General features: G+C 43.8%; 17 protein-coding genes and 1 tRNA gene. 8 read left to right on the plus strand and 10 right to left on the minus strand.

Annotated features, from left to right (window positions below):
* Positions 1-43 precede the first annotated feature (43 nt).
* A complete protein-coding gene (gene gloB, locus NMG48_RS19605) occupies positions 44-820 on the plus strand; it encodes a hydroxyacylglutathione hydrolase (RefSeq protein ID WP_271253093.1) in 777 nt (258 codons plus the stop codon).
* A 45-nt stretch (positions 821-865) separates the two neighbouring features.
* Here gloB and NMG48_RS19610 read toward each other — a convergent pair.
* Positions 866-937 (minus strand) — tRNA-Gln (locus tag NMG48_RS19610).
* A gap of 135 nt (positions 938-1,072) precedes the next feature.
* Positions 1,073-3,631, minus strand: a complete 2,559-nt coding sequence (locus NMG48_RS19615; protein ID WP_271253094.1) for a mannose-1-phosphate guanyltransferase — start codon at positions 3,629-3,631, stop codon at positions 1,073-1,075.
* A gap of 66 nt (positions 3,632-3,697) precedes the next feature.
* Here NMG48_RS19615 and pyrF point away from each other — a divergent pair, with 66 nt between their 5' ends.
* Both pyrF and NMG48_RS19625 read left to right on the plus strand, forming a co-directional pair.
* Positions 3,698-4,423 (plus strand): orotidine-5'-phosphate decarboxylase, encoded by a 726-nt coding sequence (pyrF, locus tag NMG48_RS19620; protein ID WP_271253095.1) that lies wholly within the window; start codon positions 3,698-3,700, stop codon positions 4,421-4,423.
* 173 nt (positions 4,424-4,596) lie between these two features.
* The gene (locus tag NMG48_RS19625; protein WP_271253096.1) at positions 4,597-5,034 is read left to right on the plus strand and encodes a Spy/CpxP family protein refolding chaperone; all 438 of its coding nucleotides are present in this window, start codon (positions 4,597-4,599) and stop codon (positions 5,032-5,034) included.
* A gap of 54 nt (positions 5,035-5,088) precedes the next feature.
* On the opposite strand, the gene def is transcribed toward NMG48_RS19625, so the two are convergent.
* From def to NMG48_RS19645, 4 genes are all read right to left on the minus strand, one after another.
* Positions 5,089-5,640: a peptide deformylase gene (gene def, locus NMG48_RS19630; RefSeq protein ID WP_271253097.1), complete on the minus strand. Its 552-nt coding sequence runs from the start codon at positions 5,638-5,640 to the stop codon at positions 5,089-5,091.
* Positions 5,641-5,721: 81 nt separating this feature from the next.
* Positions 5,722-5,952 carry a hypothetical protein gene (locus NMG48_RS19635; protein ID WP_126386899.1) on the minus strand — a complete coding sequence of 77 codons (231 nt, stop codon included), beginning with the start codon at positions 5,950-5,952 and terminating at the stop codon, positions 5,722-5,724.
* Between the two features lie 234 nt (positions 5,953-6,186).
* Complete coding sequence (locus tag NMG48_RS19640) at positions 6,187-7,440, minus strand: NAD(P)/FAD-dependent oxidoreductase (protein WP_271253098.1); 1,254 nt, start codon at positions 7,438-7,440, stop codon at positions 6,187-6,189.
* Positions 7,441-7,564: 124 nt separating this feature from the next.
* A complete protein-coding gene (locus NMG48_RS19645) occupies positions 7,565-7,891 on the minus strand; it encodes a hypothetical protein (protein WP_271253099.1) in 327 nt (108 codons plus the stop codon).
* A 244-nt stretch (positions 7,892-8,135) separates the two neighbouring features.
* On the opposite strand from NMG48_RS19645, the gene NMG48_RS19650 reads away from it, so the two are divergent.
* The gene (locus NMG48_RS19650; protein ID WP_271253100.1) at positions 8,136-9,227 is read left to right on the plus strand and encodes a sensor histidine kinase; all 1,092 of its coding nucleotides are present in this window, start codon (positions 8,136-8,138) and stop codon (positions 9,225-9,227) included.
* A 70-nt stretch (positions 9,228-9,297) separates the two neighbouring features.
* Positions 9,298-9,864 carry a hypothetical protein gene (locus NMG48_RS19655; RefSeq protein ID WP_271253101.1) on the plus strand — a complete coding sequence of 189 codons (567 nt, stop codon included), beginning with the start codon at positions 9,298-9,300 and terminating at the stop codon, positions 9,862-9,864.
* Between the two features lie 44 nt (positions 9,865-9,908).
* Here NMG48_RS19655 and NMG48_RS19660 read toward each other — a convergent pair whose 3' ends face one another.
* Positions 9,909-10,433: a hypothetical protein gene (locus NMG48_RS19660; RefSeq protein WP_271253102.1), complete on the minus strand. Its 525-nt coding sequence runs from the start codon at positions 10,431-10,433 to the stop codon at positions 9,909-9,911.
* A 510-nt stretch (positions 10,434-10,943) separates the two neighbouring features.
* Between NMG48_RS19660 and upp the strand changes: the two genes are divergently transcribed.
* The gene (gene upp, locus NMG48_RS19665; protein WP_271253103.1) at positions 10,944-11,594 is read left to right on the plus strand and encodes a uracil phosphoribosyltransferase; all 651 of its coding nucleotides are present in this window, start codon (positions 10,944-10,946) and stop codon (positions 11,592-11,594) included.
* A 26-nt stretch (positions 11,595-11,620) separates the two neighbouring features.
* On the opposite strand, the gene NMG48_RS19670 is transcribed toward upp, so the two are convergent.
* Genes NMG48_RS19670 through NMG48_RS19680 form a run of 3 tightly spaced genes read right to left on the minus strand, consistent with a single transcriptional unit; the run spans position 11,621 to position 16,683 of the window.
* Positions 11,621-13,183, minus strand: a complete 1,563-nt coding sequence (locus NMG48_RS19670) for a diguanylate cyclase domain-containing protein (protein ID WP_271253104.1) — start codon at positions 13,181-13,183, stop codon at positions 11,621-11,623.
* 19 nt (positions 13,184-13,202) lie between these two features.
* Entirely contained in the window at positions 13,203-16,259 is a 3,057-nt protein-coding gene (locus NMG48_RS19675; RefSeq protein WP_271253105.1) for a response regulator, read from the minus strand.
* 16 nt (positions 16,260-16,275) lie between these two features.
* Positions 16,276-16,683 carry an EVE domain-containing protein gene (locus tag NMG48_RS19680; protein ID WP_271253106.1) on the minus strand — a complete coding sequence of 136 codons (408 nt, stop codon included), beginning with the start codon at positions 16,681-16,683 and terminating at the stop codon, positions 16,276-16,278.
* 689 nt (positions 16,684-17,372) lie between these two features.
* Here NMG48_RS19680 and gltB point away from each other — a divergent pair.
* Positions 17,373-22,013, plus strand: a complete 4,641-nt coding sequence (gene gltB / locus NMG48_RS19685; RefSeq protein WP_271253107.1) for a glutamate synthase large subunit — start codon at positions 17,373-17,375, stop codon at positions 22,011-22,013.
* A gap of 100 nt (positions 22,014-22,113) precedes the next feature.
* A complete protein-coding gene (locus tag NMG48_RS19690; protein ID WP_271253108.1) occupies positions 22,114-22,956 on the plus strand; it encodes a M28 family peptidase in 843 nt (280 codons plus the stop codon).
* The last annotated feature ends 5 nt before the right edge of the window (positions 22,957-22,961 follow it).

The following is a 22,961-nucleotide window of genomic DNA, read 5'->3' on the forward strand; positions in this document are numbered from 1 at the left end:
TCATTGTGTAAGCTTTAAGTCTATTAAACATTTAACCAATCCTATGCAAATCTATCGCCTACCTGTTTTAAGTGACAACTACGTTTTTGTGTTACATGATCCTGTTAGCAAGACTGCCGCAGTCGTTGATCCTGCTGTTGCTGAGCCAGTCCTAGCCAAATTAGAAGAATTAGATGCAACTTTGGTAGCGATTTTTAATACGCACCATCATGGTGATCATGTGGGTGGCAACTCAGCATTAATCAAAAAATTTCCTAATGCAGTGGTCTATGGTGGCGAAAAAGATCGCGATCGCATTCCCCATCAGCAAGTATTTCTCAAGGGCGGCGATCATGTAACTTTTGGCGATCGCGAAGCAGAGGTATTTTTTGTCCCCGGCCATACCTATGCCCATATTGCCTATTACTTCCCCGCAGTGGGCGATGAAGGCGGAGAGTTATTCTGTGGTGATACGGTGTTTGCGGGCGGCTGTGGTCGATTGTTTGAAGGTACTCCTGCCCAAATGCTTGCCTCCATTGACCAACTGCGGCAACTACCCGACGATACTCGTGTTTGGTGCGCCCATGAATATACTTTAGGCAATCTCAAATTTGCGCTGACCGTTGATAGTGAAAATCCTGACTTGCAGGAACGGATGGTTACGGCTAGTGCAATGCGTCAAAGGGGAGAGGCGACTGTACCTAGTACCATTGGTTTAGAAAAGCGGACTAATCCATTTCTGAGATGGGATGTCCCTGCAATTCAGAGATCGGCAGGTATAGATATTCCCGATCGCGTATTTGCCAGAATTCGCGGACAAAAAGATAATTTTGCAGGTTAGAAAATAAAAAAGCTCCTCTTGAAGGAGCTTTTTTATTTCTAGTTACTGGGGTGCAAGGATTCGAACCTCGGAATGGCTGGACCAAAACCAGCTGCCTTACCGCTTGGCGACACCCCAATTTGTCAGCGCGTTTTCCAAATCTCTTTGATTGCGCGGTACTTACTATAGCAAATGGGTATAGTGTTTTGTCAACCTATTTGGCTAAATTTTTTTGTGGCCTGGAAAATTCACCCTAGATAATGCGATATTGCGTTAATTGTCGAGTAGAACAGAGTCCTTTGACAAAGCAATTTGTAGCTTACAGAAACCTTCAATGTGGCTACATACTTCTTGGAGTTGATGCTCTGCCCATGCCTGTCCATTGCTCAATGGGGTATCAAAACCATTGGAAAATACATGGACAAGGGGATCGCCCGCATCGGGTAAAACTAGTACCCAATCGCGATCGCTATAAAAAATTTTTACCCCATCAATTAACTCCATTCGTTCGCGCCCATAGGACTCAACTAAATGGCGCATGAGTGTACCTTTGATGCTCCAAGGACAGCGCACTGTCTGCTGGCGAAAGTGGCATCGGGGAAGATGGGTGCGTACCTGCGATAGCGATCGCTTTTGGAGCGTGATCCATTCCATGATTTTGGCAATGCTAAACATCGCATCAAATCCAGGGTGAAGCTGCGGGAAAATAAAGCCCATTTCGGCAGAACCACCTAAAACTACACCCTCAGTACTGTGACAAGTTGCCATCAAAGCTGTCGGATTTGCCCTAGTACGGATGACCTTGCCACCATGTTTCTCGGCGATCAGTTCCACCATGCCTGATGCTGATACGGGGACAACGACAGTTCCCCCGTTCTTAGCCATTAGCGCCATTTCCACCATTAATCCCGTCAGCAGTTCGTCCCGAATAGGTTTGCCTAATTCATCGATCAAGATAAATTTTTCGCCATTGGCAAAAACCTGTACCCCAAAGTTGGCTCGGACTGCTTTCACCACGTCAGTTAATTGCGTCAACATTTTTTCACGATCAACTGGGGCAGGGGCAATTTCGTTAAGACTGGCATTGAGAACGACAACATCGGTACTAAATTTGCCTAATATTCTTGGCAAAACAGCTCCCGACACTGCGTAGACATAATCAATAACAATTTTTTTGCAATCGCTATAACGAATTGCTTCGACATCAATATTTTTTGCAAAGCCGCTATTGTAATAATCTAAGACACGGGTGGGATAGCTGATTTCGCCGATTTCTTCGATTCTGGCTCTGCGAAAATCTTCTTTAAAAAATGTCCCTTCAATCTTTTTCTCACTTGCCTTGTTGATATTGATCCCATTAGCATCGAGAAACTCGATCATCACGCAATCATTGCGATCGGGATGGACACGCACATGGATACCACCAACTACGCCAAGACTAGGCGCTATAAATCGTGAGATCGGGATTGCGGTTGCTTCTAAGTTCTCGACATTGATTCCCACTGACATTAATCCTGAAATTAGCGATCGCGTCAGCATTCGGCAAATCGTGCGCTGATCCCGTGAGACCATCACATGGGAATTGGGGCGGAGGGTTGCGCCATAGGCGGCTCCTAGTTTCACCGCAAATTCGGGCGTAATATCAACATTGGCTAAGCCCGATACGCTATGTTGCCCAAATAAATTGCGTGAAGCCATTGCGCCCCAGATCAAATTAGTGGTCAGGGTCGCGCCTGCCTCCACATGCTTACTGGGCCAAATTCGCACATTAGGGAAAACTCTTGCCTCTTCACCAATGACTGAATTTGAGCCAACGACTGCACCCTCCATCACATGCACACGGCGACTGATGCGGGCATTACGGGAAATGGTGCAAGCCCAGAGATGACATTCCTCGCTGATCATGGCGCTATTGCCAATGATCGGGCGTTGCAAATCGCAATCAGAACCAATGGTGACGCGATCGCCGATGACCGTACCTGCGGAAATCTTCGTGCGATCGCCGATCGAGCAATTGCTACCAATCAGGACAGGCGGCTCAATCTGCACCGTGGGCGAAATCACCGTATGCTTGCCAATCCATAGCCCTGTGCGTAGCTGCACATAGTCCAAGTCCAGATGGACGCGCCCCCTAATCGCATCGTACTGAGCCTGCCGATAAGCTTCTAGGGAACCAATATCACACCAGTACCCATTGGCTATATAGCCAAACATTGGCACACCCTTAGCGAGCAAAAGTGGAAAGAGATCATTAGAAAAATCACTTGGCTCGTTAGATGGCAAAAAGCTCAGGACTTCAGGTTCCAGAATGTAAATACCCGTATTGACCGTATCCGAAAAAATCTCGCTCGTTGATGGCTTTTCTAAAAATCTTTGAATGCGATCTTCTTCATCGGTAATCACCACACCAAAAGCCATGGGATCGCTGACTCGTCTTAAGATTAGGGTTGCTTGTGATTTTTTAGCACGATGAAATTTGATAGCGGCAGTCAGATCAAAATCAGTAATACTATCGCCACTAATCACCATAAAGGTGCTATCTAAGAGGCTTTCCACATTTTTGACGCAACCAGCTGTCCCTAATGGTTGATCTTCCTCAACCACGTACATCATATTCACGCCAAAATCTGAGCCATCGCCAAAATGTTCGCGAATGACATCGGGCAGATAATGCAAGGTGGCGATTACCTCACGGATGCCGTGACGCTTTAATAAGTTAAGAATATGTTCGGTAATTGGACGATTTAGCACCGATACCATCGGTTTTGGTAAATCACAAGTAAGAGGACGTAACCGCGTTCCCGATCCGCCTGCCATCAATACCGCTCGCATAGATCCTCCGAACGACAATACGTAATAGGATTAGGCTCTAGTATCGTTTAAATTTGCGATAAAGCAATGAAAATAAACCTTAATCCTGTAGCTGATCTCCAAACCAAAATTATTGTGGCGCTAGATTTTCCTTCGGCGCGTGAAGCTATAGATTTATGCGATCGCCTGCCTCAAGTAGGTTTCTGGAAAGTAGGACTAGAGCTATTTATCGCTGATGGTAGTACGGTTTTACGGGAACTAAAAGCACGTAATAAAAAGATTTTTCTCGATCTAAAGCTCCACGATATCCCCAATACTGTCGCCTCAGCTACTCGCGTTGCCACAAAATATGGTGCTGATTTCCTCACAATTCACGCATCTGGGGGTAAAGCGATGATGCAAGCGGCACAAGCTGAAGTAGCGGGATCATCAACACAACTCTTGGCAGTGTCGTTATTAACCAGTATTTCCGCGGAGGCTCTAAAGTCGGATTTACAAGTCCCCCTCGAAGTCCCTGACTATGTTTCTAAATTAGTGTTACTAGCTCAAGCAAGTGGTCTCAGCGGTGCAGTTTGTTCACCCCATGAGGTTGCCAAGTTGCGATCGCTCCTGAAGTCAACGGGTGGTGATGAATTTTGTTTTGTGACTCCGGGGGTACGTCCCGCAGGATCAGCCGTTGGGGATCAAAGCCGAGTGATGACACCCAAAGAAGCAATCGCCGCAGGTGCAAACTACTTAGTAATTGGGAGACCTATTACTGCTGCTCCTGATCCCGTCGTGGCTTGGGAACAAATCTGTCAAGATTGCGTCTAACCGAGCAAGAGATTTGAGTTTTCATTTTGCCATAGGTAAAATGAAAACTACTACAGTTATGAATTGCTTGATATTGGGGAATATTTAGAGAAAGGTCAAGCTAACTTCTTAGGGATATGCTTCTTGGCTGCATATCTCACCAAAAATTCAAGTCAGAACAAGCTAAATAAATCATGAAAAGATTAAATTCATTAATTCTTGCGACTTGTGTACTTCTTGGCTCAGCTTTTGCATGGAAAGCAGTACCAGCGATCGCTGAATCTTGGAGCAAGGCAGATACTAAGGGGATTGTTAAATCTGAAGGGGATATTGCACCAGAAAAGTTAATCCAAAAGTTAAACTTGTCTGCGGCTCAAAAGCAAAAGATTGCGAGAATTTTTGGAGAGACTAATCCTAAAATCTTCCAAATCCTTAATCTTGAGCAACGCAAAAAACTAGAGGCAGGCATCAAGTCAAAGCAAAATGTTGGAGCTATTATTAAGTCTCTAAATTTGTCCGCGGAGCAACAGAAAAAGATTGGGGCGATCGTGGTTGAGCGCCGCAAGCAGATCCTTTTAGTTTTGACTCCTGAACAGAAGAAAAAATTGGAAACCTTAGCTCCCAGTAAATAGAGCAAAAGCTTCGCTTTGCGAGGCTTTTGCTATTGTTAGAGTGTTAGGGAGTCTTCATTTGTTGAGTTTGTGATATTCAGCTTCGGTAATTAAATCTAAGTTTGTTTCCACCCGATCTAAGAAGACTTTACCTTCAAGATGATCATATTCATGCTGAAAGATACGGGCAACAAAATCAGTGAGCTTTGTAACTTGGCGATCGCCTTGACGATCTAGATATTCCACTTCAATTTCTCGATAGCGTGGTACAAGTCCACGAATCATCGGCACTGAGAGGCAACCTTCCCATCCTTTCTCGGTTTCTAATGAATAGGAAATAATCTTAGGGTTAATCATGGCAGTTGGTTCCATTTGGGGCGCATTGGGATAACGCTCATTGGGATGGGAAGCAATAATGATTAACTGAAGCGATCGCCCAACTTGCGGAGCTGCTAAACCCACGCCCTTGCTCTCTTTGAGAGTGACTAGCATCTCATCAATTAGTTGCTGAATTTCGCGATCGCGCACATTAGCGATCGGTTGAGCAGTCTCGCGTAATGCAGGATCACCAAGCTGATGGATCGTCAACTTTTTGGTAAAGATTTTGTCAAGGGACGGAATTAACATAATTTAGTCTGAATTAATGGATCTTGAGACAGCCAGAACCTATTCGTAAAAATCAGGAAGACTCGTTATTCATCCATCTCTTTACAAAGCTTTAGGATTGGCTTCGTAGGCAAGAATATCGATTAAAGCATCAGCTTCAGCGACGGCTAGACGCGCTTTTTGATAATCATCTTCAAACTTGATATTGGAGTTTGTATATCCCTGCATCAGCATAATCGCAAAGTATTCACGCTTGGTTAATCCTTCAACCAAACTGTCAGTATCGCGGTTATAACTTACAGGAAAGGCGCTATCAGTACGTCTAGTCGTCATAGATTGTTTTCCTAACAAAATATCAAGGCATATTTTAGCACCAACAATAAGTAGCTAAGCATAAGTCAACTGAAAACCTAGAAGCTTGTGCCGCTCACGTAGCGGGCAGCACAAGCTCTGGTGTCGAGTTTTAACTATGCTGAAATATTTATCAGGTCAGCATTTTATAGCTATAACCTAGCTATAAAGATAAGTAGTGGCGCGATGCGCCGCTACTTATCTTTATAGCTCTCTTTAGACGGTAGTTAGCCCCTGTGCTGCAATCCATGATGTCGTCCAAGCATTCTGAAAATTAAAACCACCTGTCACACCATCAATATCTAATATTTCTCCCGCAAAAAATAAGCCAGAGCAAATTTTGCTTTCCATTGTTTGAAAATTCACATCCTGTAACCGAATTCCGCCACAGGTGACAAATTCTTCCTTAAATACACCTTTACCTGCGATCGCATATTCACTCGCACTTAACACATTCACAATTTGCTGAAGCGCTTTATTAGAAATATCTGCCCAACGTTTTTCTAGTTCCACTTCCGCTTTATCAAGAAAATATTCCCAGAGTCGTAGGGAAATTTCAAAGGGACAGTAATTAGAAATAAATTTCTTGGGTTGATCGGCTTTCGCCGTGAGGAGGATTTGTTTAATCGCTTCTACTTTTAAAGATGGAATCCAATTGACGGCTAATTTTGCTTGATAGTTACATTCATGGAGTTCTCGCGCCGCCCATGCAGATAGCTTCAAGACTGCGGGACCACTCAGCCCCCAATGGGTGATTAATAAAGCTCCTGATTGTTCTAAGGGATTACGGCTTGATTTTTTCTTTTCAGGACTAGCAGCACTAATTAATTTAACGGTAGCAGGATTGACGCTGACTCCTGCAAGTTCATGCAGTTTAGAATCTTTGATATTAAAGGTGAATAGGGAAGGAACAGGCGGCTCAAGGTCATGACCTAGCGATCGCGCAATCGCATAGCCCGATGGACTGCTACCTGTGGCAAGCAATAGGCGATCGCAGATTATATTCTCGCCATTTTTAAGAATTACATCAAATTTGCGATCGCCTAGATGTTCAATTTTTTGGACTACAACATTAGTACGAAGATTAACACCAGCCTTTTTTGCGGCAAACATCAAGGCTTCCACAATCGTTTCTGAATTATCGGTAATGGGAAACATCCTGCCATCGGCTTCCGTTTTAAGCTTCACTCCTTCATGATTAAACCAGCGCACAACATCTAAGGGTTGAAATTTGGAGAAGGCTCCCCGTAAGGCTTTACCACCTCTAGGATAGTTTTGGACTAATTGCGAAGGTTCAAAACAATGATGGGTTACATTACAACGTCCTCCCCCTGAAATCCTGACTTTTGCCAAAGGTTGTCGCCCTGCCTCCAAGAGGGTAACGCGAGTATGGTCAGCCTGCGCCGCATGGATTGCGCCAAAAAATCCTGCTGCTCCACCACCGATTACTACAACTTCTGTACTTGCCATATTGTTTTTTGTCTCTAAATCAAATGATTTAAAAATCTTGCTTTGCAAGACTTTTAGGTAGTTCTAAATAGGTAAGGATGGGCGGCGCAAAGCGCCGCCCATCCTTACCTATTTAGCTTTTAAGTCATTTGATCGTTGGGGTTCCTATTTGGGGGCGGCAAGATTGAAATAGCTGAATTACTTCTGGGGGAACTTGCTTAGTTTCTCTAGCAGCAGTATCGATTTTGAGAAATTCGGCAAAGGTATATTGCGATCGCAATTTATCTAAACTACAAGTACAGAACTCTTTGCTATTAGTAAATCCACAACCTTTCATAAAGGTTCGAGTTACTTCCTGTGGATACTCATTTTTCTCTTGCTTAGCAGGTTTATTCTCCTCTGCATAGGTTGCAGAAATTCCACTACTAATTAGGAGGAAAGTACTTAGTGAGAGAAACAGACGATGACGCATAGTTAAGTATTGGTAGCTTAATCCGTAAGCTATTATATAGTGTTTCCAAATAAATAAAGGCGGCGCTTCGCGCCGCCTTTTAGCCTATTGATGAAAGCGCGGCTTCGCCGCGCTTTCAAAAAATTCTCTGGGTTTCAAGTCAGCGCAAAGCGCCGTATTGTAATTTCTATCATCAGGATGACTGCATAGATCGCAATTTCGTGACAACATCTATATAGCCATCCTGTTTTGCCTGAGCGTTTGAATGAAATCTCCTGACCGTTTACTAATTGTTGATGATGTGCCAGACAATCTGTTTCTTGTTCGCACAATTCTCGAAGAAGAGGGATACGAGATCATCGCAGCATCTAATGGTCATGAGGCATTAAAAATTATTGAATCTGAGCCAATTGACTTGGTATTGCTAGATGTGATGATGCCCCTCATGGATGGTTATGAGGTGACTCGTCGCATCAGAGCGATGAAGGACTTACCATTCATTCCCATTTTATTGATTACGGCTTATGATCGCGCTAATGCTGTTAAGGGCTTAGACCTCGGCGCAGATGAATTTATTCGAAAACCAATTGAGGCGGATGAACTCTTGGCAAGGGTGCGATCACTATTGCGGTTAAAACATAGTATTGCAGAGCGCGATCGCATTGATCGCCAGCGACAGGATTTTGTATCGCGCTTAACCCATGACTTACGGACTCCACTGGTGGCGGCGGATCGGATGTTGGGACTATTGCAAGATGGCGTATTAGGGGAGATTTCGCCGCAAATAGGGGAAGCATTGACAATCATGGGGCGCAGCAATCGCAATTTGCTGGAAATGGTGAATAAGCTCCTTGATGTCTATCGCTACGAGTCAGGCAGTAAGACTATTAATTTACAGCCATTAAACTTACAGGAATTGCTCGAACAAGTGGTAGAGGAACTCAAGCCGATCGCCATTTCTAAAAATCTAGAACTCACTGCCGACCTAGATCAAACAGCTACAGTCAAAGGCGATCGCCTCGAACTATTGCGAGTATTTAATAATTTAATTGGCAATGCCCTGAAATTTACCGAGGTGGGAAAAGTTCATGTTAGCCTAAAGCTAGCTCAAAATGAGGCGCATCAATCTGAGGCAATTATTGCGATCGCTGACACTGGTGCAGGTATTCCGATTAATGAGCAACCATTCTTGTTCCAAAGATTTCGCCAAGGCAACCATCAAAAACAAGGTAGCGGCTTAGGTCTATATCTATCGCACTATATTATTAGCGCCCATGATGGCAAAATTCTGGTCAAATCTCCTAATCTTGACACTCAGCAAGGTTCTACTTTCTTTGTGCATTTACCCATCATTTAAAAATTAAAATTTCAAAATCAAAAATTTTGGCAAAGCCGAAATTCTTTGGTTTTATATTTACCGATCAATCATGAGTACCCATCAAATTCAGTACGACACTCTCCTTAGCCATTACAGCAATCCTCTCGAATCAATTACGCTTTTACGGCAATATCGCCCATATTTTGAGCTAATTCCTAGTCTGCGTCGTCCCATTGATAGTTTAATTTCAATTCCATTTCCAGTAGTCCAAATTACTAGTCCCAACTTGACCCAAAATCATGTTCGCTTAGAATGTGACCTCGCTTTGATTATGTGTGATCCTGACTGGAAAGTAAAAACTGGTCAAGAAATTTTTGTGTTTATCCATCGTCCTAACGAAGATTACTCATCACTTCTGAAACGTTGGCGGCAAGTGGAAGTCATGCTGGGGGAAGAATATTACTGGCTTTTGCCTTGGAAACATCGCAGTATTATTAGCGATCGCGGGGAATCTCACTATCCATTGTTTGTGACCCTCGACTATTCCCCAAGTCGAATTAGTAAAGGTTTAGAAGGTGCATCTCTACCTCATGTAAAGGTATCCACTCCAGTTATCGAATTACCACCTGATACTGAAGAAAATCAAGAAGATCCTATTTGTGATCCAACCGAATAAAAAATCAAATTAAAAGGAGGAGTGCAAAGCACTCCTCCTTTTGGCTATTTCAAGTTAATTGCAGGGGTTTTACAAACATCGATGGGATCTAACTCTGCACTCTTGCCATCATCATACTCAGCTCTCACGTCAAATACACATCCTGCGTCAGCACCTTTAAAATCTGAACGCTTCCACTCAAAATCAGCTTTTTCGCGATCGGCAAGGGGTGCATCAAGCTCATTAGGTCCCCAATCTTGTTTGCTTGGTGCAGACATGTAAATTGCTTTTAAGACTTTGCCACTGTTGTTAACAACGGCAATCCGCACCGTATCAGGAGCTTTTTCAGTTTTAGAATCTGCATCTTTGGGACTAGCTGATGCGGAGGGACTAGCCGTAGGAGATGCAGATGCAGTGCTGGATGGGGAAGCAGAGGGAGATGCAGATGGTTTAGCACTGGCACTGCTAGGAGTAGCTGATGCCGATGGAGAAGTAGTAGTAGATGTGGTGGTAGTTGTAGGAGTACAAGAAACGGCAGCAACAGAGATACTTGCAGCGATCGCTAGGTTATATAGTGAGAATTTTTTCATGAATATCATCAAAGCTTAAACAGATAAACTATGTTAACAGCCGTAGAGCTAATTATGAATAAGAATTAATGTTTATCCATAGATCTATGATCTTTTCGGCTAAAAGATTATTTAACGTCAGTTTGAGTTAAGCTGGCAAATTTTAAAAGCCCAAAAGTAAAAGCCTTGCATAGCAAGGCTTTTACTTTTGGGCTATAGCTGAGAGGGTTTGAGTAGCAAACCCTCTCAGCTATAGCTGCGGTCACTTATGTTAAGACAAAAGCAAAACCCAAGAAGAGAAAGGCGGCGCAAAGCGCCGCCTTTCTCTTCTTGGGTTTTATGTCCTGATATACTTGGCGACAGCTATAGTTTCAAATTATCCCGAACTCGCGTTATTTATAGAAAAATACTATAGCTAGTTTTGAGCGGAATCGCCATAAACTGCAAACCAAATCGTCGTAGGATGTTAGGACTAATAGTGCTTTGCACTACTTAATTTATTCAAGTTTATTCAAGTACTAGAACAAATTCATGGCTCCTCAATTGCGCGTATATGTTCCTCCCCATCCCATCATCCGCCACTGGCTCACCATTGCGCGGGAGAAACATACACCTGTTCCACTATTTCGCACAGCAATGAGCGAGCTTGGGAAATGGCTGACTTATGAGGCAATTCGTGAATTTTTGCCAGTGCAGGAAGTCGATATTGAAACGCCCATAGGAGCCGCATCAGGGCAGCTAATCGATGCTTCTATCCCTTTAGCGCTTGTGCCAATTTTACGGGCGGGATTGGCAATGCTAGAAGGAAGTCAAACCCTCTTGCCAACTGCCAATGTTTTCCATTTGGGATTAGTGCGTAACGAGGAAACCCTTGAGGCTAGCTGCTATCTCAATCGTTTGCCAGAAAGATTTGAACCACAAACTCGTATTTTCATTGTTGAACCGATGATGGCAACGGGTGGATCGATTATCGCCACTTTGAAATTACTCACAGAGAGAGGAGCCGATCCTGCTTTCATTCGGATTATTAATGTCCTCTGTGCGCCACCAGCTTTGCAACTAATCAATCAACAGTTCCCGTCAGTGCAAATCTACTCGGCCTGTATTGATGAAGTTGTCAATGAGCAAGGATGGATTGTTCCCGGACTAGGCGATGCTGGCGATCGCTCTTTTGGTACATAGTTTAAAGCATCCCTAAAGGGGATGCTTTAAACCTGAAATATCCATTGACGGTTTCTGCCATGTTCTTTGGCTTGATATAGAGCTTGATCTGCTCTATCAATTAGTTCTTGGGGTAATTCGGCAGCTTGGGGAATAGTACAGGCAATTCCAAAACTAAGGGTGACATAATCAGCTACCTTACTATTGCCATGATGAATATTTAAAGTAGTTAGCTCTTGACGGATATCTTCAACAATTTGCGAAGCACCTGCCTCATTGGTATTGGGAAGGATAATCACAAATTCCTCGCCGCCGTAGCGTGCCACCATATCCGCAGGACGCTTAACCTGACACCGCAGCAACCCAGCTACCTGAAAAAGACAGCGATCGCCTGCGGGATGTCCATAGGTGTCATTGTAATTTTTAAAATAGTCAATATCGCAGAGAATCAAGGAAATGGGATTTTGCTCTCTCAACATTCTCTGCCATTCTTTATGGAAATATTGATCAAAGCCTCGACGATTAACTATATGGGTTAGAGGATCGGTAATCGCAATTTTCTCTAACTCCTGATTTGCTTTTTGCAATTGTTGGTACAGATGGGATTGCTGAAGAGCGATCGCAACTTGATTGGCTAACTGTTGAATTAATTCAATTTCCGACTGTTCCCATTGCCGAGTTGAAAAACATTGATGAAAAACGAGTAACCCCCATAGCTCATCTTGGCTACTCAATTGGTTCTCAGAATGTCCATGAAAATTTGTCACAATGGGAACGACTAGTTTAGACTTCACGCCCAACCATTTCAAAGTATTAACTAAGCAAGCTGACATATGGTCTGTCTCAATATCCACGACGCTGCGAATGCGTCCTTGGAGATATAGATCATGGTGCGATCGCGGAAAAATATCTTCAGGTAATGTATATTGCTGGAGGTTTACCACATTGGGGGCATCGGACTCACTCACAATTGTTCCTGCGGTATCTGGCTCTGCCTTGTAGATGAGTGCGCGATCGCTTTGTAATATTTGTCTTGCTTCAGTTACAGTAGTCAACAAAATTTCATCGAGATCAAGGGATTGCCGAATATGTTGAATTACCCCTGCTAATAGCTTCTCTCGTTCTATTTGTTTTTTTAGATTTAACTCCGCCTGTTGTCTACCTACAATCTGGGCTTGGAGAAGCTGATTTTGCTCAATGAGTTTCTGCTTTTGTTGTTGGATCAGTAATTGATTCCTAACCCGCATCAGGACTTCTTGCTCTTGAAAGGGTTTAGTAATATAGTCAACGCCCCCTACTTCAAAAGCTTGAACTTTATTACCTAAACGATCAAGAGCGCTGATAAACACCACTGGAATATCACAGCTTTTGGGAGAAGTTTTTAACTGTTTACATACCTGATAGCCATTTAAATCAGGCATATTAATGTCTAACAAAATGAGATCTGGAGGCATTACTTCCACAAACTTTAGCGCCATTTTGCCACTGGTTGTTTTACGAACTAAATATCCCTCAGTTGTTAGCATACTTGCCAACAACTGCAAGTTTTCGAGCGTATCATCAACGATCAAAATATTAGCAGCAGTGGTTTGAGCTAGCTGTGGAGACATTTGTTTATCATCATACTCTTTAAGTTTGTGTAAGTTCCAAAATAGATTCAAATTGAAGATTGTTAACCATCATAGTGATGGATTGAGCAATTGATTTATGGTCAGGTGGTATATGAGAAATAAGTTCATATAAGGTTTCCTCATCGAGTAATAATGCTGCTTGATGTAAAGATTTAAGAAATTCTTCTCCTAAATCCTCTAATTCGTTTTTTTGTAATGGTTTAACTAAATTGCTTGGTTGAGAAGTTCCATATTGATTCAGTGGTAAGGTTTCTGCATAGATATATTCCAATCCTAAAAAATCAGCGATCTTTTCAAAAACCGTTGCCTCCGTAAAGGGCTTTGCGACAAAGTCATCACAACCAGCGTTAAGGCTAGCTAGACGATCTGCTTCAAAAGCACTGGCAGTTAAAGCAATGATTTTAGTGTTCTGCCCCGCAGGCATCGCGCGAATTTGCCGAGTAGCCTCATATCCATCCATTATAGGCATACATATATCCATCCAAATCAGATGCGGTAAACATTCTTGATAAATAGCGATCGCCTCTTGTCCATTTTCCGCCGCATAGACATCTAAACCAATGGACTCTAGTAAATTAACTAGCAGTTGGCGGATTTCTAGGACATCTTCAACTATGAGAATACGGTAGTTGGGTTGTCCTGATTTGAGAGAAATTACCAGTTGAGGTTCTTTGAGATTGGTAACAACATTTGCTTCAACCTCTACAAGCTGAACCTGACATAAAAATATTGATCCTTTCCCAAATTTACTGCGAACAGTGACATCTCCTGCCATCAGCCTTGCAAACTGACGACTAATCGATAGTCCTAAGCCTGAACCTTGTAAAAACCGACCTTGTACGGTTTGTTTAAAGGTATCAAAAATTATTTTTAAATCATCATCAGAAATTCCGCTACCAGTATCTTCCACTTCAAAACTAAGTTTCCATACTTGAGGATTAATAGCTATGTCATCAAGGTTCGGTAAGATTGGCTCTGCGGATACTTGCATTAGTACATATCCTGCTAACGTAAACTTAATCGCGTTACCAACGATATTAAGTAGAATTTGGCGTAGTTTTGCCGCATCACCGTAAACATATTGAGGTACTTTAGGGGCTATATCGAGATATAGATCAATACCTTTATTGCTAGCCTTTACGGCAAACATATCGCGAATTGAATATAGTAAACGATACAAGTCGAAGGAGCTTTCCGTAAGATCAACCTGTCCTGATTCAATTTTGGATATTTCTAAAACATCATTAATCAATGACAGAAGATGTTCACCACTACGGCTAATGATATCGAGATGCTCTTTATGGGTTTTGACTAGAGAATGATCCCGAGAAATCAGATGGGTAAAGCCCAGAATCGCTGTTAGAGGAGTCCGTAACTCATGACTCATTTTGGCAATAAATTCACTCTTGGCACGATTCGCGATTTCTGCTTCGGTGACAGTTTTTTCTAGCTCTGCATTACGGTCGAGAACTAGTTGAGCGCTATCTAAAATTGCCTGCATTAGAATTCTCCGCATTTCTAATGCAGCTTCAATTTCTAATGGTTGCCAAGGTAGAGATTTGTAGCGTACAGTTTCAATCCATAGCTTGAATGATTGCCTTGGTGTATACCTACGTTCACCATTTTCGGTGATCGAGATCGGATTGCGTGATGCTCCAGCCCAATTCACAGTTTGGAACTGTTCAGGACGAAACCAAATAATATGATGGCACTTTTGTTTGATGACAATTGAAGCGATCGCAATACCACTAGCACTATCAATCATTTGCGAAGCCTGAGGATAGATATCTGGTAATGCGTTAGTAACGAAAATTTCTGGCGGTTGCGGATTTTGCTGAATAAACCAGTTAATTAGCGCTTTGACTTGATGTCGGGAGGGAGTTTTCCCAACTAAGGTCAGGCGATCGTCTAGTAAGATTGCGGCTCCTTGGGCGCAGACTAGATCTAGTAATTTATTTCTATTGTGTTCGAGGACTTGTTGTACAAAACCTAGCTCGCCTGAAAAAGCTTGACATAATTCTTCTTGAATTGATTTCACATGCACTTGATAGCGTGTAGTCTCGATTTCCTGTTGGCGCAATAGTTCAATTGAAGCAAATTGTCCGAAAAATTCACAGGCTTTACGAGTTTTATAATCTATATATTTAGGTGTGTAATTGTGACAAGCAATCAGTCCCCATAGCCGATGTTCGTTGCGGATAGAAATGGACATCGCTCCACTAACTTCCATATTTTCTAAATACTCAATATGTCCAGCCGCGACGCTGCGTAACCCCGCATAGGTTAGATCTAATGGCTCACCTGTAATTGGATGATTAGAGGGAATGATTGGCACGTTTTGATAGCTGACATCAGGAATAAATCTGACCCAATTTTGGGCAAAGATTTGACGAGCTTTTTGAGGAATATCCGATGCAGGGTAATGCAAGCCAAGATAGCTATCTAGCTGTGGTTCTTTGTCTTCAGCAATGACAATGCCGACTTGAGTAATGGGATCAAATTGATAGACCATTACACGGTCAAAACCATTGATTTCTCTGACTTTAGCTGCTAATAGTTGAGCAAATTCTGCAAGGGTATTGATCTGTCGCATCCGAGCCATAAATCCTTGCAACAGATGGTAAATTTCTATGGACTTGTGACTATGGGAACTATGACTGCGGCTCGCGTTGACATAAGGCTCTAGCTCTAAAATCAAAATGTTGGATTTGTTGCGATGTAAAATCCCATGAAATTTTTGAAAATGAAATGTTGATTTCTGCTCCGCATGATTGATCCGTACTTTTAACTCAAAGGGATTATTTACATCAAGGTTTTCTTGCTGACTATATTCAAAAATACGCTTTGTCTGAGTTTTAGAAAATAATGCGCTGAGATTTTTCCCTAGTAATGACTCAGGTGTAAAGCCAAAGTAGCTATCCACATTGGCACTTATTTGCAAGATTTTGAGATCTGGCTCTTGCAAGACAATCAATATGCCGTGGGGTTGAATATGCCCAGACAGATGAATTGGTTCGCGATCGCATTCAATTGGCTCTAATTCGGGGCGACTCATATCTTCATTTTCATCGCTACGGTTCAGATAGTTTTAAAATTTTTTGCCAATGTGATTCTGATACAGGTACAACTGAGAGCCGACTGATGCGAATGAGGTCAAAACCTTCAAAATCGGGGTCTTGTTTGATTTGGGCAAGGGTGACAGGCTGAGGTAGCGATCGCACTGCCTTGACATCAACGACAGCGCGTTTAGGATCATCTAACTTTGGATCAACATAGGGAAGACTTATCACTTCAGCAATGCCCATCGCACGGCGCTCATCGCCTGTGTGATAGATCAAGGCTAAATCCTTGGGTTGCATGGTGCGGATATGCTTGAGAGCTAGATTATTATTGACACCATCCCAAATGGTTTGGCGATCGCGTTCGAGATCGGCGTAGGAATAGACGTGGGGTTCACTTTTGAGAAGCCAATAAGCCATGATGTCAGTGTTTAAAACTCTATCGCCATTATAAAGCCCCAAAAGTACCGCAAAATTAAAAGAGAATCTTGGTGTGAGGCATCGCCATTCTCTTTTGCTAACATCAGTTCGGCGAAGGCGGAAAACGGAAAAAATCGCTTAGCGATTTTTTCCGTTTTCCGCCATTTGTGCGGCGCTTCGCGCCGCACAAATGGCGTTATCGAACTCACGTTTTGCTAGCCTTGTACGGTAAGCTGCGACATTAAAGTGTATTTAGTAAAACACAAGTAAAAGTTGTGTCGCTTATAATCAGGGATGCCCCATTTAAAATGTTTGATCTAAAACTTGGCATAAAATATTTGCTTAGCCCCTATGCACTGGTCTAAGTAACAAGTTATGCTTTAAGGTCTGCCTTCATGCAAAAACCTGAATGCAAGCTTAAATTTGTGGAATGAGCAAAATTCTATCAAGCAGATATTAGCAGTTATCCCACTGTTACTAAAAAGCTTTATTTAGAATTAACAATATAGCGTTTTTCAAGCAAGCGAGGTACAAGAGTTTGTTTTCCCGCCAAAGGCGGGAAAACAAACCTGTCCTTCACTAAACTAGTAAACGCTATATGCTGAGACAGTTATGAGGCAGCGATCGCTTTATAAATCTCAAAAATCTCATAATTTCAACCTATTTTTTTGATAGCAATAAATAATCCGATGGAAGTGAGCCGCGTGAATACAAGTCAGTCTAATCAGTCTGGTCAGTCTGGAACTGCTAATCTTATCCAAGGTCCATCTTGGCTAGTGGAAGAGCGTGATGCCTGTGGAGTGGGCTTTATTGCTGACAAGGAAGGGCGGGCTAGTCATAAAATTCTCAGCAATGCGCTCAAAGCTTTGACTTGTATGGAACATCGTGGCGGCTGTAGTGCAGACCAAGATTCGGGCGATGGTGCTGGTATCATGACCGCAATTCCTTGGGCTTTGTTACAAAAGGAAATTCCCGAAATCGATCCTGCCCATACCGCAGTGGGGATGTTTTTCTTCCCGCAGGAAGGCGATCGCACCGCCACTTGTCGTGAAATCACTGAAAGAATTGCAGAGGAAGAAGGACTAAAGCTCTTAAAATGGCGCGTTGTGCCTGTCAATCCAGAGGTATTAGGAATTCAGGCTCGTGAAAATCAGCCCCATATTGAGCAAGCTGCCTTTATTGCCGATGCCGATCATCAAAATACCGATCAACTCGAACGCGCCATTTATATCACCCGTCGTCGGATTAAGCTGGAAATTGAAAAGCTTTTCCCCACTGGTGGCAGTAACTTCTACATTGCGTCGCTATCAAATACCACAATTATCTACAAGGGCATGGTGCGATCGGCAATTCTAGATGCCTTTTATGCCGATCTCCAAAATCCTGATTATGTCTCAGCTTACGCTATCTATCACCGTCGCTTTAGCACCAATACTTTACCCAAATGGCCCCTTGCTCAGCCAATGCGGTTCCTCGGTCACAATGGCGAAATCAACACGATGCAGGGGAATACCAATTGGTTCTTAGCGCGTCAGGGTGATCTCTCCCATCCCAATTGGGTTGATGCTAAAGGCGATCGCATTAAGGATCTATTACCAGTTCTCAAGCCCAATGAGAGCGATTCCGCAACCTTGGATCACGTCTTTGAATTGCTGATTGAAACGGGTCACAGTCCCCTCGAAGCAATCATGATCCTTGTGCCAGAAGCCTATGAGAACCAACCAGATTTAAGCGATCGCCCCGAAATTGTCGATTTCTATGAATATTACAGTGGCTTGCAAGAGGCATGGGATGGTCCCGCCTTGCTCGCCTTTAGTGATGGCAAAATCGTTGGTGCGGCGCTGGATCGTAATGGTCTACGTCCTGCCCGTTATGTAATTACTAACGATGGCATGGTAATTGTTAGCTCCGAGGCAGGCACAGTTGACATTCCTGAAGCGGATATTGTCGAGAAGGGTCGCCTTGGTCCTGGACAAACGATCGCAGTTGATCTGCAAACCCATGAGATTTTACATAACTGGGATATTAAGCAACGGGTCGCAACTGTCCATCCCTACGGTGAATGGATTAAACAGTACCGCAAGAATCTGGAAGCCAAGCCCTTTGCAGAATCCCCTGCCCTTGATGAGCAAACTGTGCTAACTCACCAAACCGCCTTCGGTTACACCCTTGAAGATGTGGAAATGGTGATCGAAGCGATGGCTCAAGACGGTAAGGAGCCAGTTTTCTGTATGGGGGATGATGTGCCACTTGCCTTTCTATCCCAACGTCCTCACCTGCTCTATGACTACTTCAAGCAGCGCTTTGCACAGGTGACGAATCCACCGATCGATCCTCTGCGTGAAGGAACGGTCATGTCCTTGTCTATGTATTTGGGCGAAAGAGCGAATCTACTACTCGCCACGCCTGAAGCTGCCAACCAAATTAAGATCAGCAGTCCTGTCATTAATGAAACCGAGTTAGAGGAATTGCAGAACTTCGGTTTTGATAATGCCAAACTAGATATGCTCTTTCCTGTCGCTGCGGGTGCAAATGGACTCAAAGATGCGATCGCCAAGTTGACGAATAGTGCCGTTGCCGCAGTGCGTAGTGGCGCAAAGCTACTGATTTTAAGCGATCGCAACTTGAGCGCGGAAAACGCCTATATTCCACCATTGCTAGCTGTGGGAGCCGTGCATCATCGCCTTTGCGCTGAAGGCATTCGCATGAAGGCTTCGATTGTGGTGGATACAGCTCAATGCTGGAGTACACACCACTTTGCTTGTCTGATTGGGTACGGAGCCAGTGCGATCTGTCCTTACATGGCGTTGGAAACTACGCGCCAATGGTGGGGCAAAGCTAAGACTCAAACCCAGATGCAAACTGGCAAAATCAAGTCTTTGACAATTACCCAAGTCCAAGACAGCTACCGCAAGGCAGTCGAAGGTGGCTTGTTAAAGATTCTCTCGAAAATGGGAATTTCGCTGCTGTCTAGCTATAGTGGTGCACAAATTTTTGAAGCGATCGGTATTAGCGCAGAAGTGATCGAGACTTCCTTTAAGGGAACGGTTTCCCGCGTCGGTGGTGTCAATTTTGCAGATATCGCTTCAGAATTGCTCAACTTCCATTCTCAAGCCTTCCCTGAATTGAAACAGAAGAAGCTAGAGAACTATGGCTTTGTGCAGTATCGCCCCACGGGTGAATACCACATGAATAGCCCTGAAATGGCTAAGGCATTACATAAAGCGGTGGCTGGTAATGGTTATGACCATTATGAGGTTTATCGAACTCAGCTACAAAATCGCACTCCTACGGCATTGCGTGACCTACTCGAATTTAAGAGCGATCGCCCTAGCATTCCCCTCGAAGAAGTAGAAGATGTTTCTGAAATCCTGAAACGCTTCTGTACGGGAGCCATGTCCCTTGGAGCCTTGAGCCGAGAAGCCCACGAAGTATTAGCGATCGCCATGAATCGTGTCGGCGGCAAATCGAATTGTGGTGAAGGCGGCGAAGATCCGATCCGTTATCTCCCAATCAACGATGTGGATGCCAATGGTATTTCGGCAACATTCCCCCACCTCAAGGGCTTGAAGAATGGCGATACGGCAAACTCAGCAATCAAACAAATTGCATCGGGACGTTTTGGTGTCACTCCTTCATACTTAGTTAGTTCCAATCAATTAGAAATCAAGATGGCGCAAGGTGCAAAACCGGGAGAAGGTGGGCAGCTTCCCGGACCTAAGGTCAGTAGCTATATTGCGATGTTGCGAAACTCTAAGTCAGGAGTCTCCCTGATCTCACCTCCTCCCCACCATGACATCTATTCCATCGAAGATCTTGCACAGCTAATTTACGATCTACATCAGATCAATCCCACTGCTAAGGTTTCCGTAAAGCTAGTATCGGAGATTGGCATCGGCACGATCGCTGCAGGTGTGGCTAAAGCTAATGCGGACATCATCCAAATCTCTGGCTACGATGGTGGTACAGGCGCATCACCCTTGAGCTCGATTAAGCACGCTGGCTCGCCTTGGGAACTAGGCTTAGCGGAAGTACATACATCGCTAATGGTGAACAAATTGCGCGATCGCGTATTGTTACGTGTAGATGGTGGCTTTAAAACTGGTTGGGATGTAGCGATCGCTGCGCTCCTTGGTGGTGAAGAATACGGATTTGGTACGGCGGCGATGATTGCCGAGGGTTGCATCATGGCTCGCGTTTGCCACACAAACAAATGTCCCGTTGGCGTAACTTCCCAATTGGAACAGTTCCGTAAGCGCTTCCCCGGTACTCCTGAACATGTTGTCAATTTCCTCTATTTCGTTGCTGAAGAAGTGCGCCAAATCCTTGCTAAACTTGGTTATAAATCCCTCAAAGAGATCATCGGACGTTCTGATCTCCTCGCTAAGCGACAGGACTTGAAACTGGCAAAACTCGATCTCAACCAAGTTGATCTCGGCTGTTTGATTAATCTGCCTGATACAAAGAGCGATCGCAGTTGGTTAGAGCATTCTCCCACTTCCCATAGCAACGGTGCGGTGCTTGATGACGAAATCCTAGCGGATCTCGAAGTACAGCAAGCGATCGCTAATCAAACTGACCTCAACAAAACCTACAAGATTGTCAATACCGATCGCTCCGTCGGTGCAAGGGTATCAGGAGCGATCGCCAAGAAATACGGTAATTCTGGTCTGGCAAGTCACCTCAATCTCGAATTTGTTGGTGCAGCAGGTCAGAGCTTTGGTGCATTCAACATCAATGGCGTAAATCTTTCAGTCATCGGTGAAGCCAACGACTACATCGGTAAAGGCATCAACGGCGGTACGATTAGCATCAAGCCTAGCCCTGAAAGCACCTTCAATCCTGCCGATAATTCCATCGTCGGGAATACCTGTCTCTATGGCGCAACAGGTGGCTATCTATTCGTAAATGGACGTGCTGGCGAACGCTTTGGTGTCCGTAACTCTGGAGCAAAGGCAGTTGTAGAAGGCACAGGCGATCACTGTTGCGAATATATGACTGGCGGCGTAATCGTGGTTCTCGGAACTACAGGACGTAACGTTGGAGCAGGTATGACAGGTGGTATTGCCTACTTCCTCGATATCGACGGTAAGTTCAAAGAGCGCCTCAGCCAAGAAGTTCTCAAAGTCCAAAGAGTTAGCACCGCCGCAGGTGAAAATCAACTTAAGGAATTGATTCAATCAAGCTATGAGCATACGGGTAGTTCTAGAGCTAAGGAAATTCTCGATAACTGGTCAACCTATTTGCCTAAGTTCTGGCAAGTTATCCCTCCTTCAGAACAAAATAGCCCAGAGGCAACGGATGTAGTTCCTGTAGCAGCAACGGTCTAATTTATTTCAATAACAAAACCCAGAAGGGAATTGCGGCGCGAAGCACCGCAATTCCCTTCTGGGTTTAACTACTTGTTGGCGCATATCCCTGAGATAAATTATGGAAAATCTCCAAGCGCGATTAATTCAATATTTGGAAAAAATTGTCATCGAGCGAAATCCCTACTACGCCTCGGCTGGGCATTTATTCGCACGAGAATATATCCGATCGCATTTTGCTAAATTCGGTGAAGTAATCACCCATGAGTTTGAAGTCAATGGCAATAAACATCAAAATTTGATTTTACAAATTGCGCCTAAAGATGGCAAACAGCGATCGCCTTTGATTATTGGCGCACATTACGATACGGTTGCTGCTTGTGTGGGCGCAGATGACAATGGCTCAGGGGTGGCAGTACTTCTAGAACTGGCGGAATCTCTATCTAAAAATCCAATTAAATATCCCGTTCAGTTAATAGCCTTTGATATGGAGGAATATGGCTTGTCGGGAAGTCGCGCCTATGCAGCAAAACTTAAGAGTGACAAGCAAAAACTCCGCCTGATGATTTCCTTAGAGATGCTAGGCTATTGCGATCGCCAGCCCAATTCACAACATTATCCCGCAGGTTTAGATAAGTTCTATCCCAATACTGGCGACTTCATTGGCTTAATTGGCAGCATTCCTACAATTCCCGATCTGATCCATTTTCAACATCATATGAAACCAGTCGTTCCCTGTGAATGGCTCCCCGCAGGTTGGCGTGGTTTAGCAATACCTGACACTCGCCGTAGTGATCATGCGCCGTTTTGGGATGCTGGTTACAAAGCGCTGATGATTACTGATACTGCCGATATGCGAAATCCTTACTATCACAAAAGTAGCGATCGCCTAGAGACTCTCGATTTAGAATTTCTCACTAATGTTTGCCAAGGCTTAATCACAGGAATAGTGAATCTATGTTAAAACCC

It is taken from the genome of Pseudanabaena sp. Chao 1811 (genome assembly GCF_027942295.1).
Lineage (GTDB): Bacteria > Cyanobacteriota > Cyanobacteriia > Pseudanabaenales > Pseudanabaenaceae > Pseudanabaena.

Bases quoted from the DNA above. Each gene is read 5' to 3' on its own strand.
- gloB (WP_271253093.1), top strand. From the start codon at position 44: ATGCAAATCTATCGCCTACCTGTTTTAAGTGACAACTACGTTTTTGTG.
- NMG48_RS19615 (WP_271253094.1), bottom strand. From the start codon at position 3,631: ATGCGAGCGGTATTGATGGCAGGCGGATCGGGAACGCGGTTACGTCCT.
- pyrF (WP_271253095.1), top strand. From the start codon at position 3,698: ATGAAAATAAACCTTAATCCTGTAGCTGATCTCCAAACCAAAATTATT.
- NMG48_RS19625 (WP_271253096.1), top strand. From the start codon at position 4,597: ATGAAAAGATTAAATTCATTAATTCTTGCGACTTGTGTACTTCTTGGC.
- def (WP_271253097.1), bottom strand. From the start codon at position 5,640: ATGTTAATTCCGTCCCTTGACAAAATCTTTACCAAAAAGTTGACGATC.
- NMG48_RS19635 (WP_126386899.1), bottom strand. From the start codon at position 5,952: ATGACGACTAGACGTACTGATAGCGCCTTTCCTGTAAGTTATAACCGC.
- NMG48_RS19640 (WP_271253098.1), bottom strand. From the start codon at position 7,440: ATGGCAAGTACAGAAGTTGTAGTAATCGGTGGTGGAGCAGCAGGATTT.
- NMG48_RS19645 (WP_271253099.1), bottom strand. From the start codon at position 7,891: ATGCGTCATCGTCTGTTTCTCTCACTAAGTACTTTCCTCCTAATTAGT.
- NMG48_RS19650 (WP_271253100.1), top strand. From the start codon at position 8,136: ATGAAATCTCCTGACCGTTTACTAATTGTTGATGATGTGCCAGACAAT.
- NMG48_RS19655 (WP_271253101.1), top strand. From the start codon at position 9,298: ATGAGTACCCATCAAATTCAGTACGACACTCTCCTTAGCCATTACAGC.
- NMG48_RS19660 (WP_271253102.1), bottom strand. From the start codon at position 10,433: ATGAAAAAATTCTCACTATATAACCTAGCGATCGCTGCAAGTATCTCT.
- upp (WP_271253103.1), top strand. From the start codon at position 10,944: ATGGCTCCTCAATTGCGCGTATATGTTCCTCCCCATCCCATCATCCGC.
- NMG48_RS19670 (WP_271253104.1), bottom strand. From the start codon at position 13,183: ATGTCTCCACAGCTAGCTCAAACCACTGCTGCTAATATTTTGATCGTT.
- NMG48_RS19675 (WP_271253105.1), bottom strand. From the start codon at position 16,259: ATGAGTCGCCCCGAATTAGAGCCAATTGAATGCGATCGCGAACCAATT.
- NMG48_RS19680 (WP_271253106.1), bottom strand. From the start codon at position 16,683: ATGGCTTATTGGCTTCTCAAAAGTGAACCCCACGTCTATTCCTACGCC.
- gltB (WP_271253107.1), top strand. From the start codon at position 17,373: ATGGAAGTGAGCCGCGTGAATACAAGTCAGTCTAATCAGTCTGGTCAG.
- NMG48_RS19690 (WP_271253108.1), top strand. From the start codon at position 22,114: ATGGAAAATCTCCAAGCGCGATTAATTCAATATTTGGAAAAAATTGTC.